Annotated in this window: 20 protein-coding genes; 16 read left to right on the top strand and 4 right to left on the bottom strand. The window is 71.8% G+C overall.

Annotation, left to right across the window (positions count from 1 at the left end):
• Positions 1-273 precede the first annotated feature (273 nt).
• The gene (locus DEJ47_RS06325; protein WP_150165743.1) at positions 274-879 is read right to left on the bottom strand and encodes a pyridoxamine 5'-phosphate oxidase family protein; all 606 of its coding nucleotides are present in this window, start codon (positions 877-879) and stop codon (positions 274-276) included.
• A gap of 112 nt (positions 880-991) precedes the next feature.
• On the opposite strand from DEJ47_RS06325, the gene argH reads away from it, so the two are divergent.
• From argH to DEJ47_RS06305, 4 genes are all read left to right on the top strand, one after another.
• Positions 992-2,422 carry an argininosuccinate lyase gene (argH, locus tag DEJ47_RS06320; protein WP_150165741.1) on the top strand — a complete coding sequence of 477 codons (1,431 nt, stop codon included), beginning with the start codon at positions 992-994 and terminating at the stop codon, positions 2,420-2,422.
• Between the two features lie 57 nt (positions 2,423-2,479).
• Positions 2,480-3,454 carry an aldo/keto reductase gene (locus DEJ47_RS06315; RefSeq protein ID WP_150165739.1) on the top strand — a complete coding sequence of 325 codons (975 nt, stop codon included), beginning with the start codon at positions 2,480-2,482 and terminating at the stop codon, positions 3,452-3,454.
• A gap of 81 nt (positions 3,455-3,535) precedes the next feature.
• Entirely contained in the window at positions 3,536-4,087 is a 552-nt protein-coding gene (locus DEJ47_RS06310) for a TetR/AcrR family transcriptional regulator (protein ID WP_223828253.1), read from the top strand.
• A complete protein-coding gene (locus DEJ47_RS06305; protein ID WP_150165735.1) occupies positions 4,084-5,625 on the top strand; it encodes an MFS transporter in 1,542 nt (513 codons plus the stop codon). Before DEJ47_RS06310 ends, DEJ47_RS06305 begins: the two co-directional genes overlap by 4 nt.
• 156 nt (positions 5,626-5,781) lie before the next feature.
• Here DEJ47_RS06305 and DEJ47_RS06300 read toward each other — a convergent pair whose 3' ends face one another.
• Positions 5,782-6,402, bottom strand: a complete 621-nt coding sequence (locus DEJ47_RS06300) for a lysophospholipid acyltransferase family protein (protein WP_223828252.1) — start codon at positions 6,400-6,402, stop codon at positions 5,782-5,784.
• A 435-nt stretch (positions 6,403-6,837) separates the two neighbouring features.
• Here DEJ47_RS06300 and DEJ47_RS06295 point away from each other — a divergent pair, with 435 nt between their 5' ends.
• From DEJ47_RS06295 to DEJ47_RS06285, 3 genes are all read left to right on the top strand, one after another.
• Complete coding sequence (locus tag DEJ47_RS06295) at positions 6,838-8,028, top strand: glycerophosphodiester phosphodiesterase (RefSeq protein ID WP_150165731.1); 1,191 nt, start codon at positions 6,838-6,840, stop codon at positions 8,026-8,028.
• A 74-nt stretch (positions 8,029-8,102) separates the two neighbouring features.
• Positions 8,103-8,630, top strand: coding sequence for a sigma-70 family RNA polymerase sigma factor (locus tag DEJ47_RS06290; RefSeq protein WP_150165729.1), 528 nt, complete (start codon positions 8,103-8,105; stop codon positions 8,628-8,630).
• A gap of 37 nt (positions 8,631-8,667) precedes the next feature.
• The gene (locus DEJ47_RS06285; protein WP_150165727.1) at positions 8,668-9,180 is read left to right on the top strand and encodes a GNAT family N-acetyltransferase; all 513 of its coding nucleotides are present in this window, start codon (positions 8,668-8,670) and stop codon (positions 9,178-9,180) included.
• Here DEJ47_RS06285 and DEJ47_RS06280 read toward each other — a convergent pair.
• Both DEJ47_RS06280 and DEJ47_RS06275 read right to left on the bottom strand, forming a co-directional pair.
• Positions 9,177-9,635 carry a hypothetical protein gene (locus DEJ47_RS06280; protein ID WP_150175461.1) on the bottom strand — a complete coding sequence of 153 codons (459 nt, stop codon included), beginning with the start codon at positions 9,633-9,635 and terminating at the stop codon, positions 9,177-9,179. The genes DEJ47_RS06285 and DEJ47_RS06280 overlap by 4 nt on opposite strands.
• 7 nt (positions 9,636-9,642) lie before the next feature.
• Complete coding sequence (locus DEJ47_RS06275; protein ID WP_150165725.1) at positions 9,643-10,002, bottom strand: hypothetical protein; 360 nt, start codon at positions 10,000-10,002, stop codon at positions 9,643-9,645.
• Positions 10,003-10,094: 92 nt separating this feature from the next.
• Here DEJ47_RS06275 and DEJ47_RS06270 point away from each other — a divergent pair, with 92 nt between their 5' ends.
• From DEJ47_RS06270 to cobA, 9 genes are all read left to right on the top strand, one after another.
• Positions 10,095-10,751: an HAD family hydrolase gene (locus tag DEJ47_RS06270; protein WP_150165723.1), complete on the top strand. Its 657-nt coding sequence runs from the start codon at positions 10,095-10,097 to the stop codon at positions 10,749-10,751.
• Positions 10,752-11,170: 419 nt separating this feature from the next.
• A complete protein-coding gene (locus DEJ47_RS06265; RefSeq protein ID WP_150165721.1) occupies positions 11,171-12,229 on the top strand; it encodes a methionine ABC transporter ATP-binding protein in 1,059 nt (352 codons plus the stop codon).
• Positions 12,226-12,972 carry a methionine ABC transporter permease gene (locus DEJ47_RS06260; protein WP_150165719.1) on the top strand — a complete coding sequence of 249 codons (747 nt, stop codon included), beginning with the start codon at positions 12,226-12,228 and terminating at the stop codon, positions 12,970-12,972. The genes DEJ47_RS06265 and DEJ47_RS06260 overlap by 4 nt, the downstream gene beginning before the upstream one ends.
• 69 nt (positions 12,973-13,041) lie before the next feature.
• Positions 13,042-13,878, top strand: coding sequence for a MetQ/NlpA family ABC transporter substrate-binding protein (locus tag DEJ47_RS06255; protein WP_150165717.1), 837 nt, complete (start codon positions 13,042-13,044; stop codon positions 13,876-13,878).
• 2 nt (positions 13,879-13,880) lie between these two features.
• Positions 13,881-14,696, top strand: a complete 816-nt coding sequence (locus DEJ47_RS06250; protein ID WP_150165715.1) for a MetQ/NlpA family ABC transporter substrate-binding protein — start codon at positions 13,881-13,883, stop codon at positions 14,694-14,696.
• A 141-nt stretch (positions 14,697-14,837) separates the two neighbouring features.
• Entirely contained in the window at positions 14,838-15,521 is a 684-nt protein-coding gene (locus tag DEJ47_RS06245; RefSeq protein WP_150175460.1) for a GNAT family N-acetyltransferase, read from the top strand.
• Between the two features lie 105 nt (positions 15,522-15,626).
• Positions 15,627-16,841: a precorrin-6y C5,15-methyltransferase (decarboxylating) subunit CbiE gene (gene cbiE, locus DEJ47_RS06240; protein WP_150165713.1), complete on the top strand. Its 1,215-nt coding sequence runs from the start codon at positions 15,627-15,629 to the stop codon at positions 16,839-16,841.
• Positions 16,842-17,197: 356 nt separating this feature from the next.
• Positions 17,198-21,193 carry a nicotinate-nucleotide--dimethylbenzimidazole phosphoribosyltransferase gene (cobT, locus tag DEJ47_RS06235; protein ID WP_150165711.1) on the top strand — a complete coding sequence of 1,332 codons (3,996 nt, stop codon included), beginning with the start codon at positions 17,198-17,200 and terminating at the stop codon, positions 21,191-21,193.
• A gap of 154 nt (positions 21,194-21,347) precedes the next feature.
• Positions 21,348-22,580: a uroporphyrinogen-III C-methyltransferase gene (gene cobA / locus DEJ47_RS06230; RefSeq protein ID WP_150165709.1), complete on the top strand. Its 1,233-nt coding sequence runs from the start codon at positions 21,348-21,350 to the stop codon at positions 22,578-22,580.
• Positions 22,581-22,621 lie beyond the last annotated feature (41 nt).

Genomic DNA, 22,621 nt, shown 5'->3' with positions numbered 1-22,621 from the left:
CCCTACGGTGCACCGCATGACTGGACGACGTACGCGTTCCTCACCGCTCCTCGTCGCCTGGGGTGCCGCGCTGCACTCCCTCCGAGACGGAGAAGCCGCGACTGCACCCTCCCGCCGGCAGGTGGCACACGGGCTTTCCCCGGCACTGAGGGGACCGGCTCGGGGCCGTTCGGACCTCCGCGCCCGATGTGCCGTCCACGCCGCCACCAACGCCCCGGAACGTCGTGCCACACGGTGAACACCGCCGCCGGGAGGGTCGCGAGGATGTGGCCGCTATACCGGGGGTCGGGCCTGCGCAGGGGTGGGCGGCAGGGGGAGGGGGAGTCCGGGGAGGCCGTCGATGCTCTGCGCGATGTGGTCCTTCTTGGTGAAGTACGCGCTGAGCGACGCGTCGTCCTCGCGCGCGAAGCGCTTGCCGTGCAGGTCCCGGTCCTCGTCGTACGTCATGAAGGGGACGGCGTATCCGCAGGTGTCGCGGATGAGATCGGCCTGCACGAGGATGATCGCGCGCAGGCCGTGCGGTGTCGGGTCGATGCCGGGGAAGTGGCGGAGGAGGTCCGTGAAGCGCGGGTCGTCGCGGAAGACGGGCTCGCCGCGGCCGTGCACCCGCACGATGTTCGGCGGCCCCTGGAACGCGCACCACATGAGCGTGATGCGGCCGTTCTCCCTCAGGTGGGCGACGGTCTCGGCGTTGCTGCCCGCGAAGTCCAGGTAGGCGACGGTCCGTTCGTCGATCACCGCGAAGGAGCCCTTGAGGCCCTTGGGGGAGAGGTTGATCGTGCCGTCGCCGGAGAGGGGCGCGGTCGCCGTGAAGAACACCGGCTGTTCCTCGATGAAGGTGCGGAGCCTGCCGTCTATGCGGTCGTGTGTCTTTCCCATGCCCGAAGACTATGCTCGCGCCGTCGTCGAGTTGACGAAACATACGGACCTTTGCATAATCATGCACAGCAGTGGATGGTTGCACCAGCGACAGCCTTGAGGAGCACGTGCAGTGAGCAGCAACAACGGCGGTGACGTCCGGCTCTGGGGCGGACGGTTCGCCGACGGACCCGCGGAGGCCCTCGCGAAGCTGTCGGCGTCGGTCCACTTCGACTGGCGCCTCGCCCCGTACGACATCGCCGGATCCCGCGCCCACGCGCGCGTTCTCCACACGGCGGGCCTGCTGACCGAGGACGAGCTGACCGCCATGCTGGGCGGGCTCGACCGCTTGGAGGCCGACGTCGCCGACGGCTCGTTCGTCGGCACCATCGCCGACGAGGACGTCCACACGGCCCTGGAGCGCGGCCTGCTGGAGCGGCTCGGCCCGGACCTCGGCGGCAAGCTGCGGGCAGGACGATCCCGCAACGACCAGGTGGCGACGCTCTTCCGGATGTATCTGCGCGACCACGCCCGGATCATCGGCGGCCTGCTCGCCGACCTCCAGGGCGCCCTCGTGGGCCTGGCCGAGGCACACCCCGACGTCGCCATGCCGGGCCGCACGCACCTGCAGCACGCCCAGCCGGTCCTCTTCGCGCACCACGTCCTCGCGCACGTCCAGTCCCTGTCCCGGGACGCGGAGCGGCTGCGGCAGTGGGACTCCCGGACGGCCGTGTCGCCGTACGGCTCCGGCGCGCTCGCGGGCTCCTCGCTCGGCCTCGACCCGGAGGCGGTCGCCAAGGACCTCGGCTTCGAGCACGGCTCGTCGGCCAACTCCATCGACGGGACGGCCTCCCGGGACTTCGTCGCCGAGTTCGCCTTCATCACCGCGATGATCGGCGTGAACCTCTCCCGGATCGCCGAGGAGGTCATCATCTGGAACACGAAGGAGTTCTCCTTCGTCACCCTCCACGACGCGTTCTCGACCGGCTCGTCGATCATGCCGCAGAAGAAGAACCCGGACATCGCCGAACTGGCGCGGGGCAAGTCCGGCCGCCTCATCGGCAACCTGACGGGCCTGATGGCGACCCTGAAGGCCCTCCCGCTCGCGTACAACCGCGACCTCCAGGAGGACAAGGAGCCGGTCTTCGACTCCTGCGACCAGCTGGAGATCCTGCTGCCCGCCTTCACCGGCATGATGGCGACGCTCACCGTCCACCGCGAGCGCATGGAGGAGCTGGCTCCGGCCGGCTTCTCGCTCGCCACCGACATCGCCGAGTGGCTCGTCAGGCAGGGCGTGCCGTTCCGTGTCGCGCACGAGGTCGCGGGCGAGTGCGTGAAGGTCGCCGAGGCCGAGGGCAAGGAGCTCGACGAGCTCACCGACGACCAGTTCGCGACGATCTCCGAGCACCTCACGCCCGAGGTGCGCACCGTCCTGAACGTGCCGGGTGCGCTCGCCTCCCGCAACGGCCGCGGCGGCACCGCCCCCTCCGCCGTCGCCGACCAGCTCGCCGACGTCAAGGCGGACCTGTCGATCCAGAAGGAGTGGGTGGGCGCCCGCACGTGAGATCAGGGCGTCGCGGGTTACGTTGACGGGGAGATCCCCTACACCGAGGAGCCCGCGATGCCCTTCGCCAGGCTGGCTGCCGCCACGACCCCGACCGCGCACCTGGGGCTCGGTCTCGCCGCCGTCGGCAGGCCCGGTTACATCACGCTCGGCCGCGACACCGACCTGCCGCACGCGCGCACCGTCGAGGCCCTGCGCGAGCGCACCTTCGAACTCCTCGACGCCGCCCACGCGTCAGGGGTCCGCTACATCGACGCGGCCCGCTCGTACGGCCGCTCCGAGGAATTCCTCGGCGACTGGCTCGCGGCGCGGCCGGACGTCCGCGACGTCGTCATCGGCAGCAAGTGGGGCTACACGTACACGGCTGACTGGCGCACCGACGCCGAGGGCCCGCACGAGGTCAAGGACCACAGCCCGGCGGCGTACGACCGGCAGCGCGCCGAGACCGCCGAGCTCCTCGGCGACCGGCTCGACCTCTACCAGGTGCACTCCGTGACGCCCGAGAGCCCGGCGCTCACCGACAAGGAACTCCACGCCCGCCTCGCCGCGCTCGCGGCCGAGGGCGTCACCGTCGGCCTCTCCGTCAGCGGCCCCGAGCAGGCCGCCGCGATCCGCGCCGCCCTCGACGTGACCGTGGACGGCGAACCGCTCTTCCGCACCGTCCAGGCGACGTACAACATCCTGGAGACCTCCGCCGGGCCCGCGCTCGCCGAGGCCCACGACGCGGGCCTCACCGTGCTCGTCAAGGAAGGCCTGGCCAACGGCCGCCTCGCGGACCCGTACGCACCCACCGCGCTGCGCGAGGTCGCCGAGGAGACGGGCCTCGGCTGCGACGCGGTGGCGCTCGCCGTCCTCCTGGCAGAACCGTGGGCGGGCGTCGTCCTCTCCGGAGCGGCCACGTCGGCCCAGCTGGTCTCCAACCTGCACGCGGCAGCCGTCGACCTCGACGCGGGGCAGGTGGAGCGGCTCGTGGGACTGGTGCAGGACCCGGCGGCGTACTGGGAGGGGCGCGCGCGGCTGCCCTGGAACTGACGGGAGGCGACGCCGGGCGGGGGAAGGCCACGGCCAAGAACCCGTGAGACGCGCATGTCTCACCCGGCTTATGCTTGTCTCATGTCAGTCGATCGCGACCAGGTTCTGCGCAGCGCCGCCGCCCTGCTCACCCGCAAAGCCACCTCCACCATGGACGAGGTCGCCCGTGCCGCGGGCATCAGCAGGGCGACCCTCCACCGCCACTTCGCGGGCCGCGACGCGCTCGTGCGCGCCCTCGAAGAGCTCGGCCTCCAGGAGTGCGAGGCCGCGCTCGTCCGCGCCCGGCTCGACGAGGACGGCGCCGGGGACGCGCTGCGGCGCCTGGTGAAGGAGATCGAGCCCGCCGCGGGCCTGCTGGCCTTCCTCTACACCGAGAACCAGCTCTTCGAGGGCGACGCGCAGAACGACGGCTGGTCCCACATCGACGACCGGCTCGCCGCACTCTTCCGGCGCGGCCAGGAGAACGGCGAATTCCGGATCGACCTGACACCCGTCTGGCTCACCGAGGCGTTCTACGGCCTCATCGGCTCCGGCGCGTGGGCCGTCCAGGACGGCCGGGTGGCCGCCAAGGACTTCTCGTACATGATCGCCGAGCTGCTGATCGGCGGCGCACAGCGGAGAGTGGAATCATGACCAGCACCCACAAGGAGGCCGCGGCACCCGAGATCGAGCGCAGCCCCGGCCGCTGGCTCGCCCTCGCCGTGCTCGCGCTGGCCGTGCTCCTGGTCGCCGTCGACGCGACCGTGCTCGGCCTGGCGACGCCGTACATCAGCGAAGACCTCAAGCCCTCCGGCACCCAGCTCCTCTGGATCGGCGACGTCTACTCGTTCGTCATCGCGGGCCTGCTCGTCTCCATGGGCAGCCTCGGCGACCGCATCGGCCGCAAGAAGCTGCTGCTCACCGGCGCGGTCGCGTTCGGCGCGGTGTCGGTCCTGAACTCCTACGCGACCAGTCCCGAGATGATGATCGTGGCCCGCGCGCTGCTCGGTGTCGCGGGCGCGACGCTGATGCCGTCGACGCTGGCGCTGATCCGCAACATCTTCCACGACCCGCGCGAGCGCAGCCTCGCCGTCGGCATCTGGGGCGCCATGGCGTCCGCGGGCGCCGCGGTCGGGCCCGTCGTCGGCGGATTCCTGCTCGAACACTTCTGGTGGGGCTCGGTCTTCCTCATCAACCTGCCCGTGATGGCCGTGCTCGTCCTGGTCGGCATCAAGTTCCTGCCCGAGTCCAAGAACCCGGCGCCGGGCCCCTGGGACCTGGTCAGCGTCGTGCTCTCCCTCATCGGCATGATCGCCGTCGTGTACGCCATCAAGGAGGCGGCCGCGCACGGGCTGCGCTGGGACGTGGCCGCGGCGGCGGTCGTGGGCGTCGCCGCGCTCGTCTGGTTCGTACGCCGCCAACTCACGCTGCCCGCGCCGCTCCTGGACATGCGGCTCTTCCGCAACCGCGGGTTCTCCGGGGCGGTCCTCGCCGACCTGCTGACCGTCCTCGGCCTCTCCGGACTGGTCTTCTTCCTCTCCCAGTTCCTCCAGCTCGTGCAGGGAAGGCGGCCGTTCGAGGCGGGCCTCGCCGAACTCCCCGCGGCGGTGGGCGCGGTGGGGGCGGGCCTGATCGCGGGCATGGTGGCCCGCCGCTTCTCCGTACGTCTGGTCGTCGCGGGCGGCCTGGCGGCGGTCGGCCTCTCCCTCGCCGTGCTCACGGCACTCGACCAGAGCACGGGCTATCCGCTCCTGGGCGCGGTGCTCCTCGTCGTGGGCATCGGCGCGGGCTTCTCCTTCACCGTCACCGCCGACGTCATCCTCTCCAGCGTCCCCAAGGAACAGGCGGGCGCGGCCTCCGCGGTCTCGGAGACGGCGTACGAGCTGGGCGCGGCGCTCGGCATCGCCCTCCTCGGCTCCATCGTCACCGGCGTCTACCGCGACTTCACGGCCCCGCCCGGCACGCCGGCGGACGTGGCGTCGGCGGCGCACGAGTCGCTGGGCGGCGCGGTGGAATCCTCGGCGTCCCTTCCTTCCGCCCAGGCGGATGTCCTCCTCCACTCCGCCCAGTCGGCGTTCGTCGACGGCCTCCGCCTGGCGGCGGGGGTGGGCGCGGCGGTCCTCCTGGCCACGGCGGCGGTGGCGTGGTTCCTCTTGAAGCACCAGAAACTGGAGGACGGCGTAGAGCACTAGGGTCAGGGGGCGCTTTCGGACGCGGGCCCGCTGTGGCCGCTCGCGGACGGCCACCCACGCGCCGGGCCCGACAACGGGAAACGCCCGCCCCGGTGCCGGAGGAAAAGCCTCCGCACCGGTGCGGGCGCACCAGTAATCCGCTCAAGCCCCGCAGGGCTACGCCGCTTTCGCCTTCGTGGCGTACATGTCCACGTACTCCTGCCCCGACAGCAACATGACCTCCGTCATCACGGAGTCCGTCACCGCCCGCAGCACATACCGGTCCCGGTCCATCCCGTCGTACCGCGAGAATTCCATCGCCTCGCCGAAGCGGACCGTCACCTTCCCCGGCCGGGGAAGCCCCTTGCCGCCCGGCTGGAGCTTGTCCGTGCCGATCATCGCGAAGGGGACGACGGGCGCACCCGTCATCAGGGTGAGCCGGGCGATGCCCGTACGCCCCCGGTACAGCCGACCGTCGGGGGAGCGCGTGCCCTCGGGGTAGATGCCGAACACCTTGCCGTCGTCGAGGATCCGACGCCCCGTCATCAGCGCCGCGACACCACCGCGCCCACCGTCACGGTCCACGGGAATCATGCCGACACCCGTGAAGAACCATGCCATGAGGCGGCCCTTGAGGCCCTTGCCGGTGACGTACTCGTCCTTGCCGATGAAGAACACCGGACGGTTGGTCACCAGCGGCAGGATCATCGAGTCGATGAACGTCAGGTGGTTTCCGGCCAGAATGACGGGACCGGTCCCCGGGATGTTCTCGGCGCCTTCTACCCGTGGGCGGAACATCAGGCGCAAGAACGGTCCGAGCACTGCCTTGATGAGCGCTAGACGGGACAACAGGCCCTCCGGTGTCAACGGGTAGACGACGAGTAAGTGCAGGTGAGTACGGTACTCGCGGGCCACCGCCCTTTGCACATCGGGTTCATGGACCCGATACACAGTGTTGACCTGATTCTGTGCCGTGTTGCCCGGGGTTGTCGCCTGTGTGACGACCGTATCCCCACGAGGCGGGCGTGGCCCGAAGTAGTGGTCCTTGTCACGCGCACACTTCGCTCTGCGTGGCGGCCCCCGCACACCGGCCGCCCCCTCCATCGTGCGCCCATTCGCCACGCCACGTCATCCCGCCGTTCCCTCCAGGGTCTCCCACACGTCACTCCCGGCCACCTACGATCGGTCCCGCTTTGTCAGGTGCAAGGCAGCGGGACATCGGGAGGAACGCCAATGGCGACGCAGGATTCTGGTCAGCAGCAGCCGGGGACGAGCCCGGGGCGCCGAGCGCTACTGGGAGCGGCGATCGCCGGTGCGGGCGCCGTCGCGGTCGGACTGCCCGGCGTGGCGAGAGCCGGCGAACGGCACGGCGGTGGACACGGCGGGCACGGCGGACATGGCGGATACACGACCCTGCCCGTACCGACCGTCGTCGCGCACCGCGGCGCCAGCGGCTATCGGCCGGAACACACCCTCGGCTCGTACCAGCTCGCCCTCGACATGGGCGCCCACGTCATCGAGCAGGACGTGGTGCCCACCAAGGACGGTCACCTCGTCTGCCGTCACGAGAACGACATCACCGCGACGACGGACGTCTCGGCGCACCCCGAGTTCGCGTCCCGCAAGACCACCAAGTCCGTGGACGGCACCTCGCTCACCGGCTGGTTCACCGAAGACTTCACGCTCGCCGAGCTGAAGACGCTGCGCGCCAAGGAGCGCATCCCGGGCACCCGGCAGCGCAACACCCTCTACGACGGCCGTTGGGACGTGCCCACCCTCGAAGAGGTCTTCCGGTGGGCCGAGAAGGAGGGCCGCAAGCGCGGCAAGCCCGTCTGGCTGCACATCGAGACCAAGCACCCCACCTACTTCCGCAAGCTGGGCCTCGGCCTGGAGGAGCCCCTCGCCAAGCTCCTGCGCCGCTACGGCCGCCACAAGAAGAACTCGCCGAACTTCCTCCAGTCCTTCGAGCCCAGCAGCATCCAGCGCCTGGCCGAGCTGGTCTCCGCGCCGCGCGTCGTGCTCCTGTCCACCGCGAACTCCCGCCCCTGGGACTTCGTCGAGGCGAACGACCCGCGCACCGTCGCCGACCTGATCACGCCCAAGGGCCTGCGCTGGATGGCCGGCTTCGCACAGGGCATCGGCCCGACCCTCGACCTGATCATCCCGCGCAGGGCCGACGGCAGCCTCGGCACGCCGACCACCCTCGTCAAGGACGCGCACGCGGCGGACCTGATCCTGCACCCGTACACGATGCGCAACGAGAACACCTTCCTGCCCGCGAACTTCCGCAAGGGCACCGACCCCGCCGCCTACGGCGACGCCTTCGGCGCCTTCAAGGCGTACTTCGAGACGGGCATCGACGGGATCTTCTCCGACAACTGCGACACCGCCCTGCTCGCGGCCGCGGACTTCGTCAACCAGTGAGGTCCGTATCCCGGTTGGGGTGAGACACGGCCGCTCCGGAAACCTCGCACCGGAGCGGCCGCGTCCCGCCCTGCATGACGTACGACCCCCTCCCCACGCTCATCCCCGCCCTGCGCCCGCTGCTCGCCGCCGAGGCGTCCGCGGAGGCACTCGGCTCCGGCACGGACCCCGGCGACCTCGAACAGGCCGTCTGGCTCCGCCTCCTGGAGCGTCTGGAGTCCGACGGGCCGCCCGCCGACCCCGCGCTGTGGCTGCGCGGCGCCGTACAGGCCGAGGCGCGCCGCACCCGGTGCACGGACCGTCAGGAGGCGGCGTACGCCACCGAACCCGCCGACGACACCGAGTGCGGCCCCGAGGAGCGCGCCCTGTCCGCCGACCGGAAACGCACCCTGCACGCCGCCGTGCGCAGACTGCCCGGACGCTGCCCCGGCCTCATGGCCGCACTGCTGTCCCCCAAGGACCTCACCTACCGCGAAATCGCAGGAGAGTTGGGAATGTCACAGGGGAGTCTGGGGCCGGAACGTTCCCGTTGCCTGGGATGCCTGCGCAGAATGCTGGCGGCGGAGGTTGCGGCTCCTGCACCGTGGGGAATGGAGCGTTAGACAACCGGTGGAGCAGGTGAGCGGGAGGCATGCACACATGGGCATGAGCGTGACCATCTCGGTGGCGGCGGCGGACGACCAGGACGCCGTCGAGCAGATCCTCAAACTGCAGTACCTCTGCTACCAGAGCGAGGCCGCGATCTACGGCGACTACTCGATCGAACCCCTGACGCAGTCCTTGGAGTCCCTCAGGGGCGAACTGGCCGCGGGCACCGTCCTGGTCGCCCGGCTCGGCACCGAGGTGGTGGCGTCCGTGCGCGGCACGGTCGACGCGGACGGCACGGCGCGGATCGGCAAGCTCATCGTCCACCCCCGGATGCAGCGCCACGGCCTGGGCGGCCGCCTCCTCGACGCGATCGAGCACCGGCTCGGCGAGGGCGGCACCGCCAAGTGCTTCCAGCTCTCCGCCGGCCACCGCAGCGAGCAGAACCTCCAGCTCTACCGCAAGCACGGGTACGCGCCGGTGAGCACCCAGCACGTGAACGAACGGCTCACGGTGCTCACGTTCGCGAAGGAGGCGGCCGCGGGAACGTACGTGGCCAGCGCCTAGCGTGCCGGGGAAGCCTTCCGCGCCCGGTTCAACCAGAAGATCGCCGTCACCGGCAGGACCACCGGGATGAAGAGGTAGCCCATCCCGAAGTCCGACCACACCGTGGCGTCCGGGAACGCGGACGGCTCCACGAGCGTCCACGTGCCCACGCCCAGGACGCCCACCAGCTCGGCGGCGCAGCACACCAGCGCCGCCGTGCGGGCCGTGGAGCCGCCGCGCACCAGTGAGTACGTGATGAAGCCGTAGACGAGGCCCGCGACCGCGGACAGCGAGTACGCGAGCGGGGCCTTGTCGAAGTCCGTGGAGATCTGCACGGCCGAACGGGACACGGCGCCGACCACCATCACGCCGTACAGCCACACCAGCAGGATGCCGGGGCCCGTGATGAGCTTCTGACGGGTTTCGGGGGTCTCGCGGGTCGCGCCGGACTCGGGGGTCCCGTTCTCTCCGGTCACCGTCACCTCAGCCTCCCCAGATGTCGTAGAGCCGCACTTCCAGCACGGCGAGGACCACGCCGCCCGCGGCCACCGTCAGGGAGCCCCAGCGGGTGCGCTCGGCGAGGGACATGAAACCGGCGGCGGGCACACACGCGAACGCACCGATCAGATACGCCACGAAGATCGTCGTGCCCTGCTCCGCGTGCTCGCCGCGCGCGAGCTGGACGATGCCGGCGATCAGCTGGACGGCGGCCAGGAGGGTCACGACGCCCATCCCGATGAAGTGCCAGTCCTTGGTCGGCTGGTCGCGGTAGGCGGCGAAACCGCACCATGCGGCGAGGGCGAGCGCGGCCACGGAGACCGCGATCGTCAGGGCAACAAGCATGTCCGTGACTTTATTACGGGGCCTTCGGCCCGGTGCGCGCGGCCCTCGGCCCGTTGCACGGCCCCCGGAGGCGCCCCGTACGCTCGATGGTCATGAAGATCCATGCTGACGCGCTCCTGTTCGACAACGACGGCACCCTCGTCTCCTCCCTGGAGTCGGTGTACCGCTGCTGGTCACGGTGGGCGCAGGAGTACGGGATCACCGCCGAGGAGTTCGCCGCGGTCGAGCTGCACGGGCGCCCCGCCGCCGAGATCGCCGCCGACCTGCTGCCGCCGGAGAAGATCGCCGAGGCCGTCGCCCGCATCGAGGAGCTGGAGGTCTCCGACGTCGCGGGCGGGGTCGTCCTGCTTCCCGGCACCCGTGAGCTCCTGGAGTCCCTGCCCGCCGACCGCTGGGCCGTCGTGACGTCCGCGACCCGCGCCCTGGGCGAGGCCCGGCTCGCCGAGGTCGGCCTGCGCCCCGGCCTCGTCATCGCCGCCGACGACATCACGCGCGGCAAGCCCGACCCGGAGCCCTTCCTCCTCGCCGCCGACAAACTCGGCGTCGACCCCGCCCGCTGCGTCGTCTTCGAGGACGCCCCGGCTGGTCTGCAGGCGGGCCGGGCCGCGGGCATGAAGACCGTGGCGTTGACCACAACCCACCAGGCGTCCGAGCTCTCCGCCGGCCTCGCCGACGTCGTCGTCAAGGACCTCTCCGCCGTGTCCGCGCAGGCCACGGAGGGCGGCGTGGAGATCGTCATCGCCGATTGACCGGTCCGCCCCCGGCGTTCGGCGCCGTCCCACCGCTGTCCGTATACCGGACAGCGGTGGTGGACAGCGACCACACGCGTGTTTTACTTGGGCCCATGACCACGACGAGCAGCCGCACCCCTGCGACCGAGGCGATCACGACGCCCGGTGCTCGTTGTATGTGTCGAATGTGCGCCTTCTGAGGGCCCCCGCACCACTGAAGAGCCTCGCGCCCCGAAGCGAAGCCGCTGTGCCGCGCTCCTGACCGACGCAACCGTCGCACTCAACGGAGTCGACAAGTCGACGTAGGAAGCGAGCCCGCCCCGCGCACACGTCCTCCGGTTCCACCGCACCACCACCGCGAGAACCGTGCCGCGTTCCGAACGAATGCCCCGTGCCCGGCCACCCCGCGCCGCGCACTCGACAGTGACGGAAATCCTGTGATCACCACTTCCGGCCTCACCAAGGTCTACCGCTCACGCGGTCGTGAAGTAACCGCCCTCGACGGAGTCGACCTGCACGTCCGCGAGGGCGAGGTGTACGGCGTCATCGGCCAGTCCGGCGCCGGCAAGTCCTCCCTGATCCGCTGCGTCAACCTCCTGGAGCGCCCCACCTCCGGCACCGTGACCGTCGCAGGCCAGGACCTCACCGCGCTCGCGGGCCGCGGCCCGCGCGCCGGCAAGGAACTGCGCAAGGCCCGCAGCCGCATCGGCATGGTCTTCCAGCACTTCAACCTGCTGTCCTCGCGCACCGTGCAGGACAACGTCGAGCTGCCCCTGGAGATCCTCGGCCTGTCCGGCCAGGAGCGCTCCCGCAAGGCCCTCGAACTCCTCGACCTGGTCGGTCTCGCCGACAAGGCCAAGTCCTACCCGGCTCAGCTCTCCGGCGGCCAGAAGCAGCGCGTCGGCATCGCCCGCGCCCTCGCCGGTGACCCGAAGGTGCTCCTCTCCGACGAGGCGACCAGCGCCCTCGACCCCGAGACCACCCGCTCCATCCTCCAGCTCCTGCGCGACCTCAACCAGCAGCTCGGCCTGACCGTCCTGCTCATCACGCACGAGATGGACGTCGTCAAGAGCGTCTGCGACTCCGCCGCCCTCATGGAGCGCGGGCAGATCATCGAGTCCGGCACCGTCAGCGAACTCCTCGCCACCCCCGGCTCCGAGCTCGCCGCCGCGCTCTTCCCCGTCAGCGGCGACGCCACCGGCGCCGACCGCACCGTCGTCGACGTGACCTTCCACGGGGAGGCCGCGACCCAGCCGGTCATCTCCCAGCTGTCACGCACGTACAACATCGACATCTCGATCCTCGGCGCCGCGATGGACACCGTCGCGGGCAAGCAGGTCGGCCGCATGCGCATCGAGCTGCCGGGCCGCTTCGAGGAGAACGTCGTCCCCATCGGCTTCCTGCGCGAGCAGGGCCTCCAGGTCGACATCGCGGGCGAAGACGCCGCAACCACGCCGAAGGACGCGACGCTGCTCGTGAAGGAAGGTGCCAAGTGACCTGGTCGGAGATGCAGCCCCTGCTGGAGCAGGCCTGTTGGGACACCCTCTACATGGTGGGCTGGTCGACGCTGATAGCCGTCGTCGCCGGACTGCCGCTCGGCGTCCTGCTCGTCCTCACCGAGCGCGGCGGACTGCTTCAGAACGCCTTCCTCAACAAGGTCATCGGGCAGATCGTGAACATCGCCCGCTCGATGCCCTTCATCATCCTGATGGTCGCCCTCATGGGCTTCACGCGCTGGATCACCGGAACCACGATCGGCCGTGAGGCCGCCCTCGTGCCGCTCGCCGTCGGCGCCATCCCGTTCTTCGCGCGCCTGGTCGAGACCTCCATTCGTGAGGTCGACGGCGGGCTCGTCGAGGCCGTGCAGTCGATGGGCGGCTCCACCTGGACCGTCGTGCGCAAGGTCCTCGTACCCGAGTCGCTGCCCTCGCTGATCTCGGGCGCCACCACCACGATCGTCGCGCTCATCGGCTACTCCGCCATGGCGGGCACGGTCGGCGGCGGCGGCCTCGGCGACCTCGCCCTGCGCTACGGCTACCAGCGCTTCGAGACCGAGCTGATGTGGATCACCGTGGCGATCCTCGCCGTGGTCATCTCGGTCATCCAGTTCGTCGGCGACTACGCGGCCCGCCGCCTGCACAAGCGCGGCGGCGGCTCGGCCCCGCTGCTCCTGTTCCGGCCGCTGCGCGGCGTACTGCCCGGCACCGCCGCCGCCGAATCGGTCACCAAGACCGGCTGACGCGGCGCCCACCAGGACTTCCCCGCGCACCCCGCGGGGCTGCACCACCCATGGAGAAAGGCACTTTTCGTGCGTAACACCGCCAAGATCACCACCGCTGTCCTCGCCGCCGGAGCCCTCACCCTCGGGCTCTCCGCCTGCGGCTCCGACAAGGGCTCCGGCGACAAGGACGGCCCGCTCGTCGTCGCCGCGACGCCGACGCCGCAGGGCGAGATCCTGGACTACGTCCAGAAGAACCTCGCCAAGAAGGCCGGCCTCGACCTCGAGGTGAAGGAATTCACCGACTACATCACGCCGAATACGGCCGTGGAGCAGGGCGAGGTCTTCGCCAACTACTTCCAGCACAAGCCGTACCTGGACGACTTCAACAAGAAGCGCGGCACCGACATCGTGCCCGTCCCGGGAGCCACGGTTCACCTGGAGCCGCTCGGCGTGTACTCGAAGAAGGTCAAGAAACTCGGTGAGCTGGAGAAGGGCGCCACGATCGCCATCCCCAACGACACCACCAACGAGGCCCGCGCGCTCAAGCTGCTCGCGGACAACGGCATCATCGAGCTCAAGAAGGGCGTCGGTTACGAGGCCACCCCCAAGGACATCGCCAAGAACCCCAAGAACATCCAGTTCAAGGAGCTCGAAGCCCCCACGGTGCCCCGCACCCTGAGCGATGTCGACGCCGCGGTGATCAACGGCAACTACGCGCTGGAGGCCAAGCCCGCCCTCAGCCCCGCCAAGGACGCCATCGTCGCCGAGCCCGCCAAGGGCAACCCCTACGGCAACTTCCTCGCCGTGAAGAAGGGCGACGAGAACGACCCGCGCGTGAAGAAGCTCGCCAAGCTCCTCACCTCGCCCGAGGTCAAGAAGTTCATCGACGAGAAGTACGACGGCGCCGTCGTCGCGGCGTTCTGACCGTGCGTACGTCCGCCATCGCCGCCGCGGCGGGGACCCTGGCCCTCGCGCTCGGCCTCACCGCGTGCGGCGCGGACGACCGGAGCGACGGCGCGCTCGTGGTCGGCGCCACGCCGACCCCGGCCGGTGAGGTCCTCGCGTACATCCAGCAGAACCTGGCGAAGAAGGAGGGGCTCGACCTCAGGATCACGGAGTTCACGGACTACGTCACGCCGAACACCGCGCTCCAAGAGGGCTCCCTCGACGCCAACCTGTACCAGCACGCCCCGTACCTCGAAGACTTCAACCAGTCCAAGAAGACGGACCTCGTGCCGGTCACCGAGGTGTACCTGCCTCCCATGGGCGTGTACGCGAAGAAGACCGAGGACATCGCGAAGCTCCCCACCGGAGCCACCGTCGGCGTCCCGAACGACACGACCAACGAGGGGCGGGCGCTCCAGCTGCTCGCCTCCAAGGGCCTCATCGGACTCAAGAAGGGCGTCGGCGGCACCGCCACGCCCGAGGACATCACGTCCAACCCGAAGAAGCTCACCGTCAAGGCACTCGAACCCGCGCAGCTCCCGCGCTCGCTCGACGACCTCGACGCGGCGGTCATCAACAACAACTACGCGCTCGACGCGGGCCTCAGCCCCAAGAAGGACGCCATCCTCCTGGAGTCCTCGAAGGGCAATCCCTACAACAACGTCCTCGCCGTCAAGAAGGGCGACAAGGACGACCCGCGGGTGCGCAAGCTCGCGAAACTGCTCCGCTCGCCCGAGGTGAAGAAGTTCATCGAGGACACGTACAAGGGATCCGTCCTGCCCGTCGAGGCGGGCTGAACGGCCTCCCGCGCGCGTGACACCGACGGGGTCCTCTCCCGCACCGGGAGAGGACCCCGTGGTGCGTCTGTGCCCGTGCATGCTGCATGCTGGGCACTTCAGAAGACCGAAAGGTGAAGGTCCTTCAGGTCTATGAAGGGTATGGAGCGGCGCATGACTACAGCCTCCTCGGGCACAGCGGGCACATCGGGGTTCCCCGACATCTCCATCAGCACGGAGCGGCTGGTGCTGCGCCCTCTCGAAGAGGCGGACGTCCCCGCGTACGCGGAGATGATGAACGACGAACTCGTCACGGCCTGGACCTCCGTGCCCCAGCCCTACACCGAGGCCGTCGCACGCGACTGGATCGCACGCCGCGCCCCCGCCGAACGCGCCGAGGGCCGCGGCATCGTCCTCGCCGTCACCGAGTTCCTCACCCAGCGACTTGTCGGCATCATCCAACTCCGGGGCACCGACTGGCGGGTGCGCTCCACCGAACTGAGTTACGTCGTCGCCCCCTGGGCGCGCGGTGAGGGGTACGCGTCCGAGGCCGCGCTCGCCACCGCCCAATGGCTGTTCCACGACCAGAAGTTCGAACGCATCGAGCTGCGCACCGCCGCCGACAACACCGCCGCCCAGCAGGTCGCCCAGAAGATCGGCTGCATCAGCGAGGGCGTCCTGCGCGGCGCCTGGATAGCGCGCACGCGCAACGGCGGCGACCCGTTCGGCGGCTGGCTCGAGCTGCGCACCGACCTCATCGTGTGGAGCCTGCTCCCCGAAGACCTCGAAGGCGTCTCCGAGAGCCTCGCCGACAGCGGGTTCTCCGCCTACTCCGACTGGAACTGAGTCCGGTCCGAGCGGGTACGCTCGCCGTGGTCCGGTGCCCTGCCCCACCCCCGCAGCCGCCGCCCCCGCACTGACGACCCGCGAGAACCCAGGAGACAGACGACGATGGCCGACCGGGTCACGGTGATCGGCTGGGACGGTACGCCGCTGACCGCCGCGGCACGCTCCGCGCTCAGTGCCGCGACGCTCGTGGCGGGCGCCGCCCACCACCTGGCACTCGACGAGGTCCCCGCCCGCGCCGAAAGGATCCGCCTCGGCAGCGTCGGCCTCGCCGCCCGCCGCATCGCCGCCCACCGCGGCACCGCCGTCGTCCTCGCCGACGGCGACCCCGGCTTCTTCGGTGTCGTACGCACCCTGCGCGCCCCGGAATTCGGCCTGGAGGTCGAAGTGGTGCCCGCCGTCTCCTCCGTCGCCCAGGCCTTCGCCCGCGCGGGCATGCCCTGGGACGACGCCGAGGTGGTCGTCGCCCACCGCCGCACCCTGCGCCGCGCCGTGAACGTCTGCCGCGCCCACCCCAAGGTCGCCGTCCTCACCTCGCCCGGCGCGGGCCCCGCCGAGCTCGGCCTGCTGCTCCAGGGCGTCCACCGCACCTTCGTGATCTGCGAGGAGCTCGGCACCGAACGCGAGCAGGTCTCCGTCGTCACCTCCGAGCGGGCCGCCGACCACAGCTGGCGCGACCCCAACGTCGTCATCGTCATCGGCGGCGCCGCCGCGGCCGCCGACACCGGCTGGATCATGGGCCGCGAACCGGGCGCGGGACCGCGCGGCTGGGCGCTGCCCGCCGCGGAGTACGGCGGCGACATCTGGCTCGGCGAGGGCGAGAGCGACCGGCTGCGGGCCGCGCAACTCGCCCGTCTGGGCCCGCGCGTGGGCGACCTCGTCTGGGACATCGGCTGCGGCAGCGGCGCCTTCACCGCGGAGGCGGCGCGGTTCGGCGCCGCGGTCATCGCCGTCGACAGCGACCCCGACGCCCTCGGCCGCACGACGGCCGCCGTCCGCCGCTTCGGCGTCCAGGCGCAGACCGTGCACGGCGTCGCCCCGCACGTCCTCGAAGACCTGCCCGAACCGGATGTCGTACGTGTCGGGGGCGGGGGAGCCGCGGTGGTCTCCGCGGTCGCCGACCGCCGTCCCGAGCGCATCGTGACCCATGCCGCGACACGCGACGCGGCCGAACTCATCGGCAGGGATCTCAGCGAGCACGGATACGCCGTCGAGTGCGCCCTCCTGCAATCCGTGGAGCTCGACACCCGGGCGTGGCGCGAGGAGAAGCGGACCGTGGCGTTCCTGCTCTCCGGGCGGTTGCCCGACCGTTCCCCGTGACCCTGCCGGCGCGCGGTGCGGGGTAGGCTGGCCGATTGTTGTACTGCACCCGGGTGCCATGGAGTTCGTTGGCCGATGTCCGGAAAGCTCGCCCGGTTTCGGGGGGTGTGTGGTACGGCATGACCGGAGGACGCGCAACGTGGCGCAGTCCACAGCGGGCCGTGGCCGATCAAGCTGCCACGGCGGCGGACGGACAGGGACAATGCCTGTTGTCCGGTGCGCGGTTCGTGCCGCGGGGCGCACACGCTCGTTGAGGATGACGGGCGGTTGGTGCGCCGCTCCGGGCGATGGGACCTCCCCGGCCGAAGGCTGAGGGGCGGTCGAAGAAGCACTAACCGATGGGCGAGGGGTTACGCATGACCGACACCGGCCAGGTCCCGGGTGAGGGGCTGCCGGAGGGCGCAGGCAATGATGTGCCGTCCGGGCCCGTGCAGGGCATGGGGGCGCAGCAGCCGGGCGTTTCCGCTCCGGGTGCGTATCCCTTTGCCGACCCTGCGGACCCCGCCGCCGCTTCCGCCGACGAGGACGACCTGCTGTTGATGCCGGGCGCCCAGGGGGCGTGGGGCGAGGGTCTCGCCGCGCAGGGCGGGTACGGCGGCCAGCAGGCCCACGCCGCCCATCAGCCGGGCCCGCACGAGACGTCCGGCAGGGACAGCGGTTCGGTCGACCTGAACGGCGTCCGGCTGCCCGGTTCCCCGCCCGCGCCCTCCCACCCGGGGCCCGCGCGGCGTCCGCTGCACCACGGCCCGTCGGGTCCCGCCGTGCCGGACGGCTCGGGAAGCCCGGTGCGTTCGCTCGCCGACCGCGGGCCCGCGCCGGCCCACCACGCGGGGCCGGCGACCGGACCCGAGTACCTCGACATCCCGCGGGACGACGCGGGTCTGCCGCTGCCGGGACCGCAGCTCGGCGAGATCCCGCCGCAGGGCGGGGCGCCGTGGGGGACCCCGCAGGAGCAGACCGGGCCCGAGGCTTACGCCGTACCAGCAGAAACGGTCGTCCCATCCGTCACGGAGACCCCGGTCACCCCAGGTGCCCCGGAAGCCGCGGGCGACCCACACGTCACACCGGCACCACGGATCGCCGAAGCGCCGCAGACCGCGGAAGCGCCGCAGACCGCGGAAGAACCGCAGGCGCAGGACGCCGTTCCCTTCGCGCTTCCCATGGAGGAGCACGCGACCGAGGCACCCGTGACTGAGGCACCCGCGACCGACGCTCCCGCGACGGAGATCCCCGCGGCGGAGACTCCCGCGACGCCCGTGGCCGCCCCCGGCTTTCCGCACGCCGCGGACGCCGGTGCCGGTCAGGCCGGCCCGGTGGCCCAGCAGGGTGCCGAGCTCGGCCAGGTCCCGTCGGAGGAGCAGGAGTTCCCTGCGGCGGAGCAGCCCGCGTTCGCACACGCCGTGCCCGCGGGCGTCGGACAGCCCGCGTTCGCCGTCGCCTCCGCACAGCCGTGGGACGGCGCGCAGATGCCGCACGCCGCCGCAGCCGCGCAGCCCGGCTTCGCCCCCGAGGCGAGGCACGCCGCACCAGGCCCGCACCACCCCGAGGGGCAGCCCGCCCAGGGCCCCGCGCCGATGGACACCTCGCTGCCCGGCGGGTTCGACGGCACCCAAGGCCCCGTGCCCCTCGGTCAGTTCGTACCGGTGGACGGCACGGTTCCGACCACGCCCCACCTGGCCCCGACGCCGCCGCACCCCATGGCCGTGCCCCAGGAGGACCCGGCGGGGCAGCCTGCCCCCGAGGGCGCCGAGGGCACGGAGGCCGCGCCCGCGCAGGCCGAGGCAGCCGAAGCCCAGGTCGCGGAGGCCCCGGTCGCGGAGGCCCCGGTCGCGGAGGCTCCGGTCACCGAGGCCCCCGCAGTCGAGCCCGCCACCCCGGACACGACGCCGGAGGCCGCGCAGCAGCCCCCCGTCGCCGTCACCGTCCCCGCCCCGCGCGACGGCGCCCAGCCCACGCCGCTGCCGGACGCCGCGCAGGACGAGGCGACGGGCGCGGCGGCTGCCGACGCCGCACCCGCGGCGGCTCCCGACGCTGCCCCCGAGGTCGCGCCCGACGTAGTCTCCGAGGTCACAGGGACCCCCCAGGCCCCGCCCGTCTCCGGTGTGCCCCGTATTGTCTCCTCTGCGGCGGCTCCGACCGAGTTCCCGGCCGCCCCCGAGACGGCCGACCCGGCCGACGAGTTGGACGAGGCCGACGAAGTCATCTCGTTCGAACCGATCGAAGCGAACGAAGTGACCGAAGTGGCCGAAGCACCCGAGATGGCCGAAGCGCCTGAAGCAGCCGTACCGGCCGCAGCCGCACCCGCGCCTGCGCCCGCCCCCCTGCCGGAGACGGCCGAGGAAGTCGCCGCCGACCCGGCCGTCGCGACCCCCGCGCAGCCCGAGGGCCACGAGCTCCTCGCTCCCGTCGCCGCGGCGGAAGCCCCGGAGGCGGGCGAGGGCCCGGACGCCGACGCCCCGGAGATCCTGATGGTCGCGCCCGCCGCGTCCGTCGACGCCCCGGAGCCCGAGGCATTCGCCGGAGCCGAAGCCGAGAGCGCCGCCGTCGCCGAGACCGAGACTGCGGCTGCCGCCGCGGCCGAGGCCGTCCCCGAACTCGCCGAGCCCGTCGCGTCCCCCGGCACCGCCGCTCCCGGCTATGCCGACGCGGAGCGCGAGGCCGTCCTGCGCGTCATGCGCGAGCGCCGCGACATCCGCAACGGCTTCCGCGCGGACCCCATCCCGCACGAGGTGCTGCTCCGCGTCCTGGAGGCCGCGCACACCGCACCGTCGGTCGGCCACTCCCAGCCCTGGGACTTCGTCGTCATCAAGTCCGCCGAGACCCGGCGCTCGATGCACGAACTGGCCGCGCGCCAGCGCGACGCGTACGCGAAGTCCCTCCCCAAGGGCCGCGCCAAGCAGTTCAAGGAACTGAAGATCGAGGCGATCCTCGACACCCCGGTGAACATCGTCGTCACCGCCGACCCGACCCGCGGGGGCCGCCACACCCTCGGCCGGCACACCCAGCCGCAGATGGCGCCCTATTCCTCGGCGCTCGCCGTCGAGAACCTCTGGCTCGCCGCCCGCGCCGAAGGCCTCGGCGTCGGCTGGGTCAGCTTCTTCGACGAGCGCGAGATGGTCCGCGCCCTCGGCCTGCCCGAGCACCTCGAAGTCGTCGCCTACCTCTGCGTGGGCTACGTCGACGAGTTCCCGGACGAGCCCGAACTGATGCAGGCAGGCTGGTCCAAGCGCCGCCCGCTCTCCTGGGTCGTCCACGAGGAGACGTACGGCCGCCGCGCCCTGCCCGGCGAGGACCCGCACGACCTGCTCGCCGAGACCGTGGCCAACATCCGTCCGCTCGACGCCAAGGCGCTCGGCGAGGCGTGGGAACGGCAGAAGCGGATGACGAAGCCGCCGGGCGCCCTCGGCATGCTGGAGATCATCTCCGCCCAGCTCTCGGGACTCTCCCGGATGTGCCCGCCGCCCATCCCGGAGCCCGCGGCCGTCGCCATCTTCGCGGGCGACCACGGCGTGCACGCCCAGGGCGTCACCGCCTGGCCCCAGGAGGTGACCGCGCAGATGGTCGCCAACTTCCTCGGCGGCGGCGCGGTCTGCAACGCCTTCGCCAACCAGGTGGGCGCCGAGGTCTGCGTGATCGACGTCGGCGTGGCGAGCGAACTGCCCGCCACCCCCGGCCTGCTGCCCCGCAAGGTCCGCGCGGGCACGGCCGACATGACGACGGGGCCCGCCCTGACGCGCGAAGAGGTCAAGGCGGCCATCGAGGTCGGCATCGAGACGGCCCGCGACCTCGTGGCGGCGGGCAACAAGGCGCTCCTCACCGGCGAGATGGGCATCGCGAACACCACGGCGTCCGCGGCCCTGATCTCCGTCTACACCGACACCGACCCCGCCGAGGTCACCGGTCGCGGCACGGGCATCAACGACGAGATGCACACCCGCAAGGTCGAGGTCGTCCGCCGTGCCCTGGACCTGCACCAGCCCGACCCCGCGGACCCGATCGGCGTCCTCGCGGCCATCGGTGGCCTGGAGCACGCGGCCATGGTGGGCCTCCTCCTCGGCGGCGCGTCCCTGCGTACGCCGGTGATCCTGGACGGCGTCAGCGCCGGCGCCGCCGCCCTGGTGGCCCGCGCGATCGCCCCCGAGGTCCTCGCGGCCTGCATCGCGGGACACCGCAGCGCCGAGCCCGGCCATGTCGCGGCCCTCAACAAGCTGGGCCTGCGTCCCCTGGTCGACCTGGACCTCCGCCTCGGCGAGGGCACGGGCGCGCTCCTGGCCCTGCCGGTCGTCCAGAGCGCGGCCCGCGCGATGCACGAGGTGGCCACGTTCGACTCGGCGGGCGTCACCGAGAAGTAGTGCCCGAGCCGGGGGACTGTTCCGGCAATTCGGGATCGGGCGGGGCTCGGGGGAGAACCCCGGCCCCGCCCCAGCCATACTGAACCCGCACGTCAAAGGGCCGCTCCAGCGTCGCAGCGGCAGCCGTAACGCCCGTACGAGGAGCCACCCCGCCATGGCCGAAAACCCCGCCTACCCCGTAGGCCTCCGCCTCACCGGCCGACGTGTCGTCGTCCTCGGCGGCGGCCAGGTCGCCCAGCGCCGCCTCCCGGCCCTGATCAAGGCGGGCGCGGACATCACTCTCGTATCCCCGTCGGCCACGGCCTCCGTGGAAGCGATGGCCGACGCGGGCGAGCTCACTTGGACCAGGCGCAGGTACGAGGCGGGCGACCTCCAGGACGCCTGGTACGCGCTGATCGCCACCAGCGACGCGGAGGCGAACACCCGGGCCTCCGCCGAGGCCGAGGCCCACCGCGTCTGGTGCGTCCGCTCCGACGACGCCGAGGAGGCCACCGCCTGGACCCCGGCCACGGGCCGCTCCGAGGGCGTCACGGTCGCCGTCCTCTCCTCCGACATCAACGACCGGGACCCCCGCCGCACCGCCGCCATCCGCGACGCGGTCGTCGAGGGCCTGCGCGACGGCAGCCTCGTCGCCCCGCACCTGCGCACCCGTACCCCCGGCGTCGCCCTCGTCGGCGGCGGCCCCGGCGACCCCGACCTGATCACGGTCCGCGGTCGGCGCCTCCTCGCCGCCGCCGACGTCGTCATCGCCGACCGCCTCGGCCCCCGCGACCTCCTGGACGAGCTGCCGCCGCACGTCGAGATCATCGACGCCGCGAAGATCCCGTACGGCCGTTTCATGGCCCAGGAGGTGATCAACAACGCCCTGATCGAGCACGCCAAGCAGGGCAAGGCCGTCGTCCGCCTCAAGGGCGGCGACCCCTACGTCTACGGCCGCGGCATGGAAGAGCTCCAGGCGCTCGCCGAAGCGGGCATCACCTGCACCGTCGTACCCGGCATCTCCAGCTCGATCTCGGTCCCCTCGGCGGCCGGCATCCCCGTCACCCACCGCGGCGTCGCCCACGAGTTCACGGTGGTCAGCGGCCACGTGGCCCCGGACGACGAGCGCTCCCTGGTCGACTGGGAGTCCCTCGCCAAGCTGCGCGGCACCCTCGTGATCCTCATGGGCGTCGACAAGATCGGCAAGATCGCGGCAACCCTGATCGCCCACGGCAAGTCCGCGGACACCCCGCTGGCCATGATCCAGGAGGGCACGACGGCCGCCCAGCGCCGCGTCGACGCGACACTCGGCACAGTCACCGAGGCGGTCCGTGCCCACGAGGTGAAGCCCCCCGCCGTCATCGTCATCGGCGACGTGGTGAAGGTCGGCCCCGAGCCGCTCACCTGACACACCCCGTACCCCCGCAAGTAACCAGCGGTAACGGAACC

This window comes from Streptomyces venezuelae (assembly GCF_008642355.1).
Taxonomy (GTDB): domain Bacteria; phylum Actinomycetota; class Actinomycetes; order Streptomycetales; family Streptomycetaceae; genus Streptomyces; species Streptomyces venezuelae_B.
This window is presented reverse-complemented; position numbering and strand designations above follow the sequence as displayed.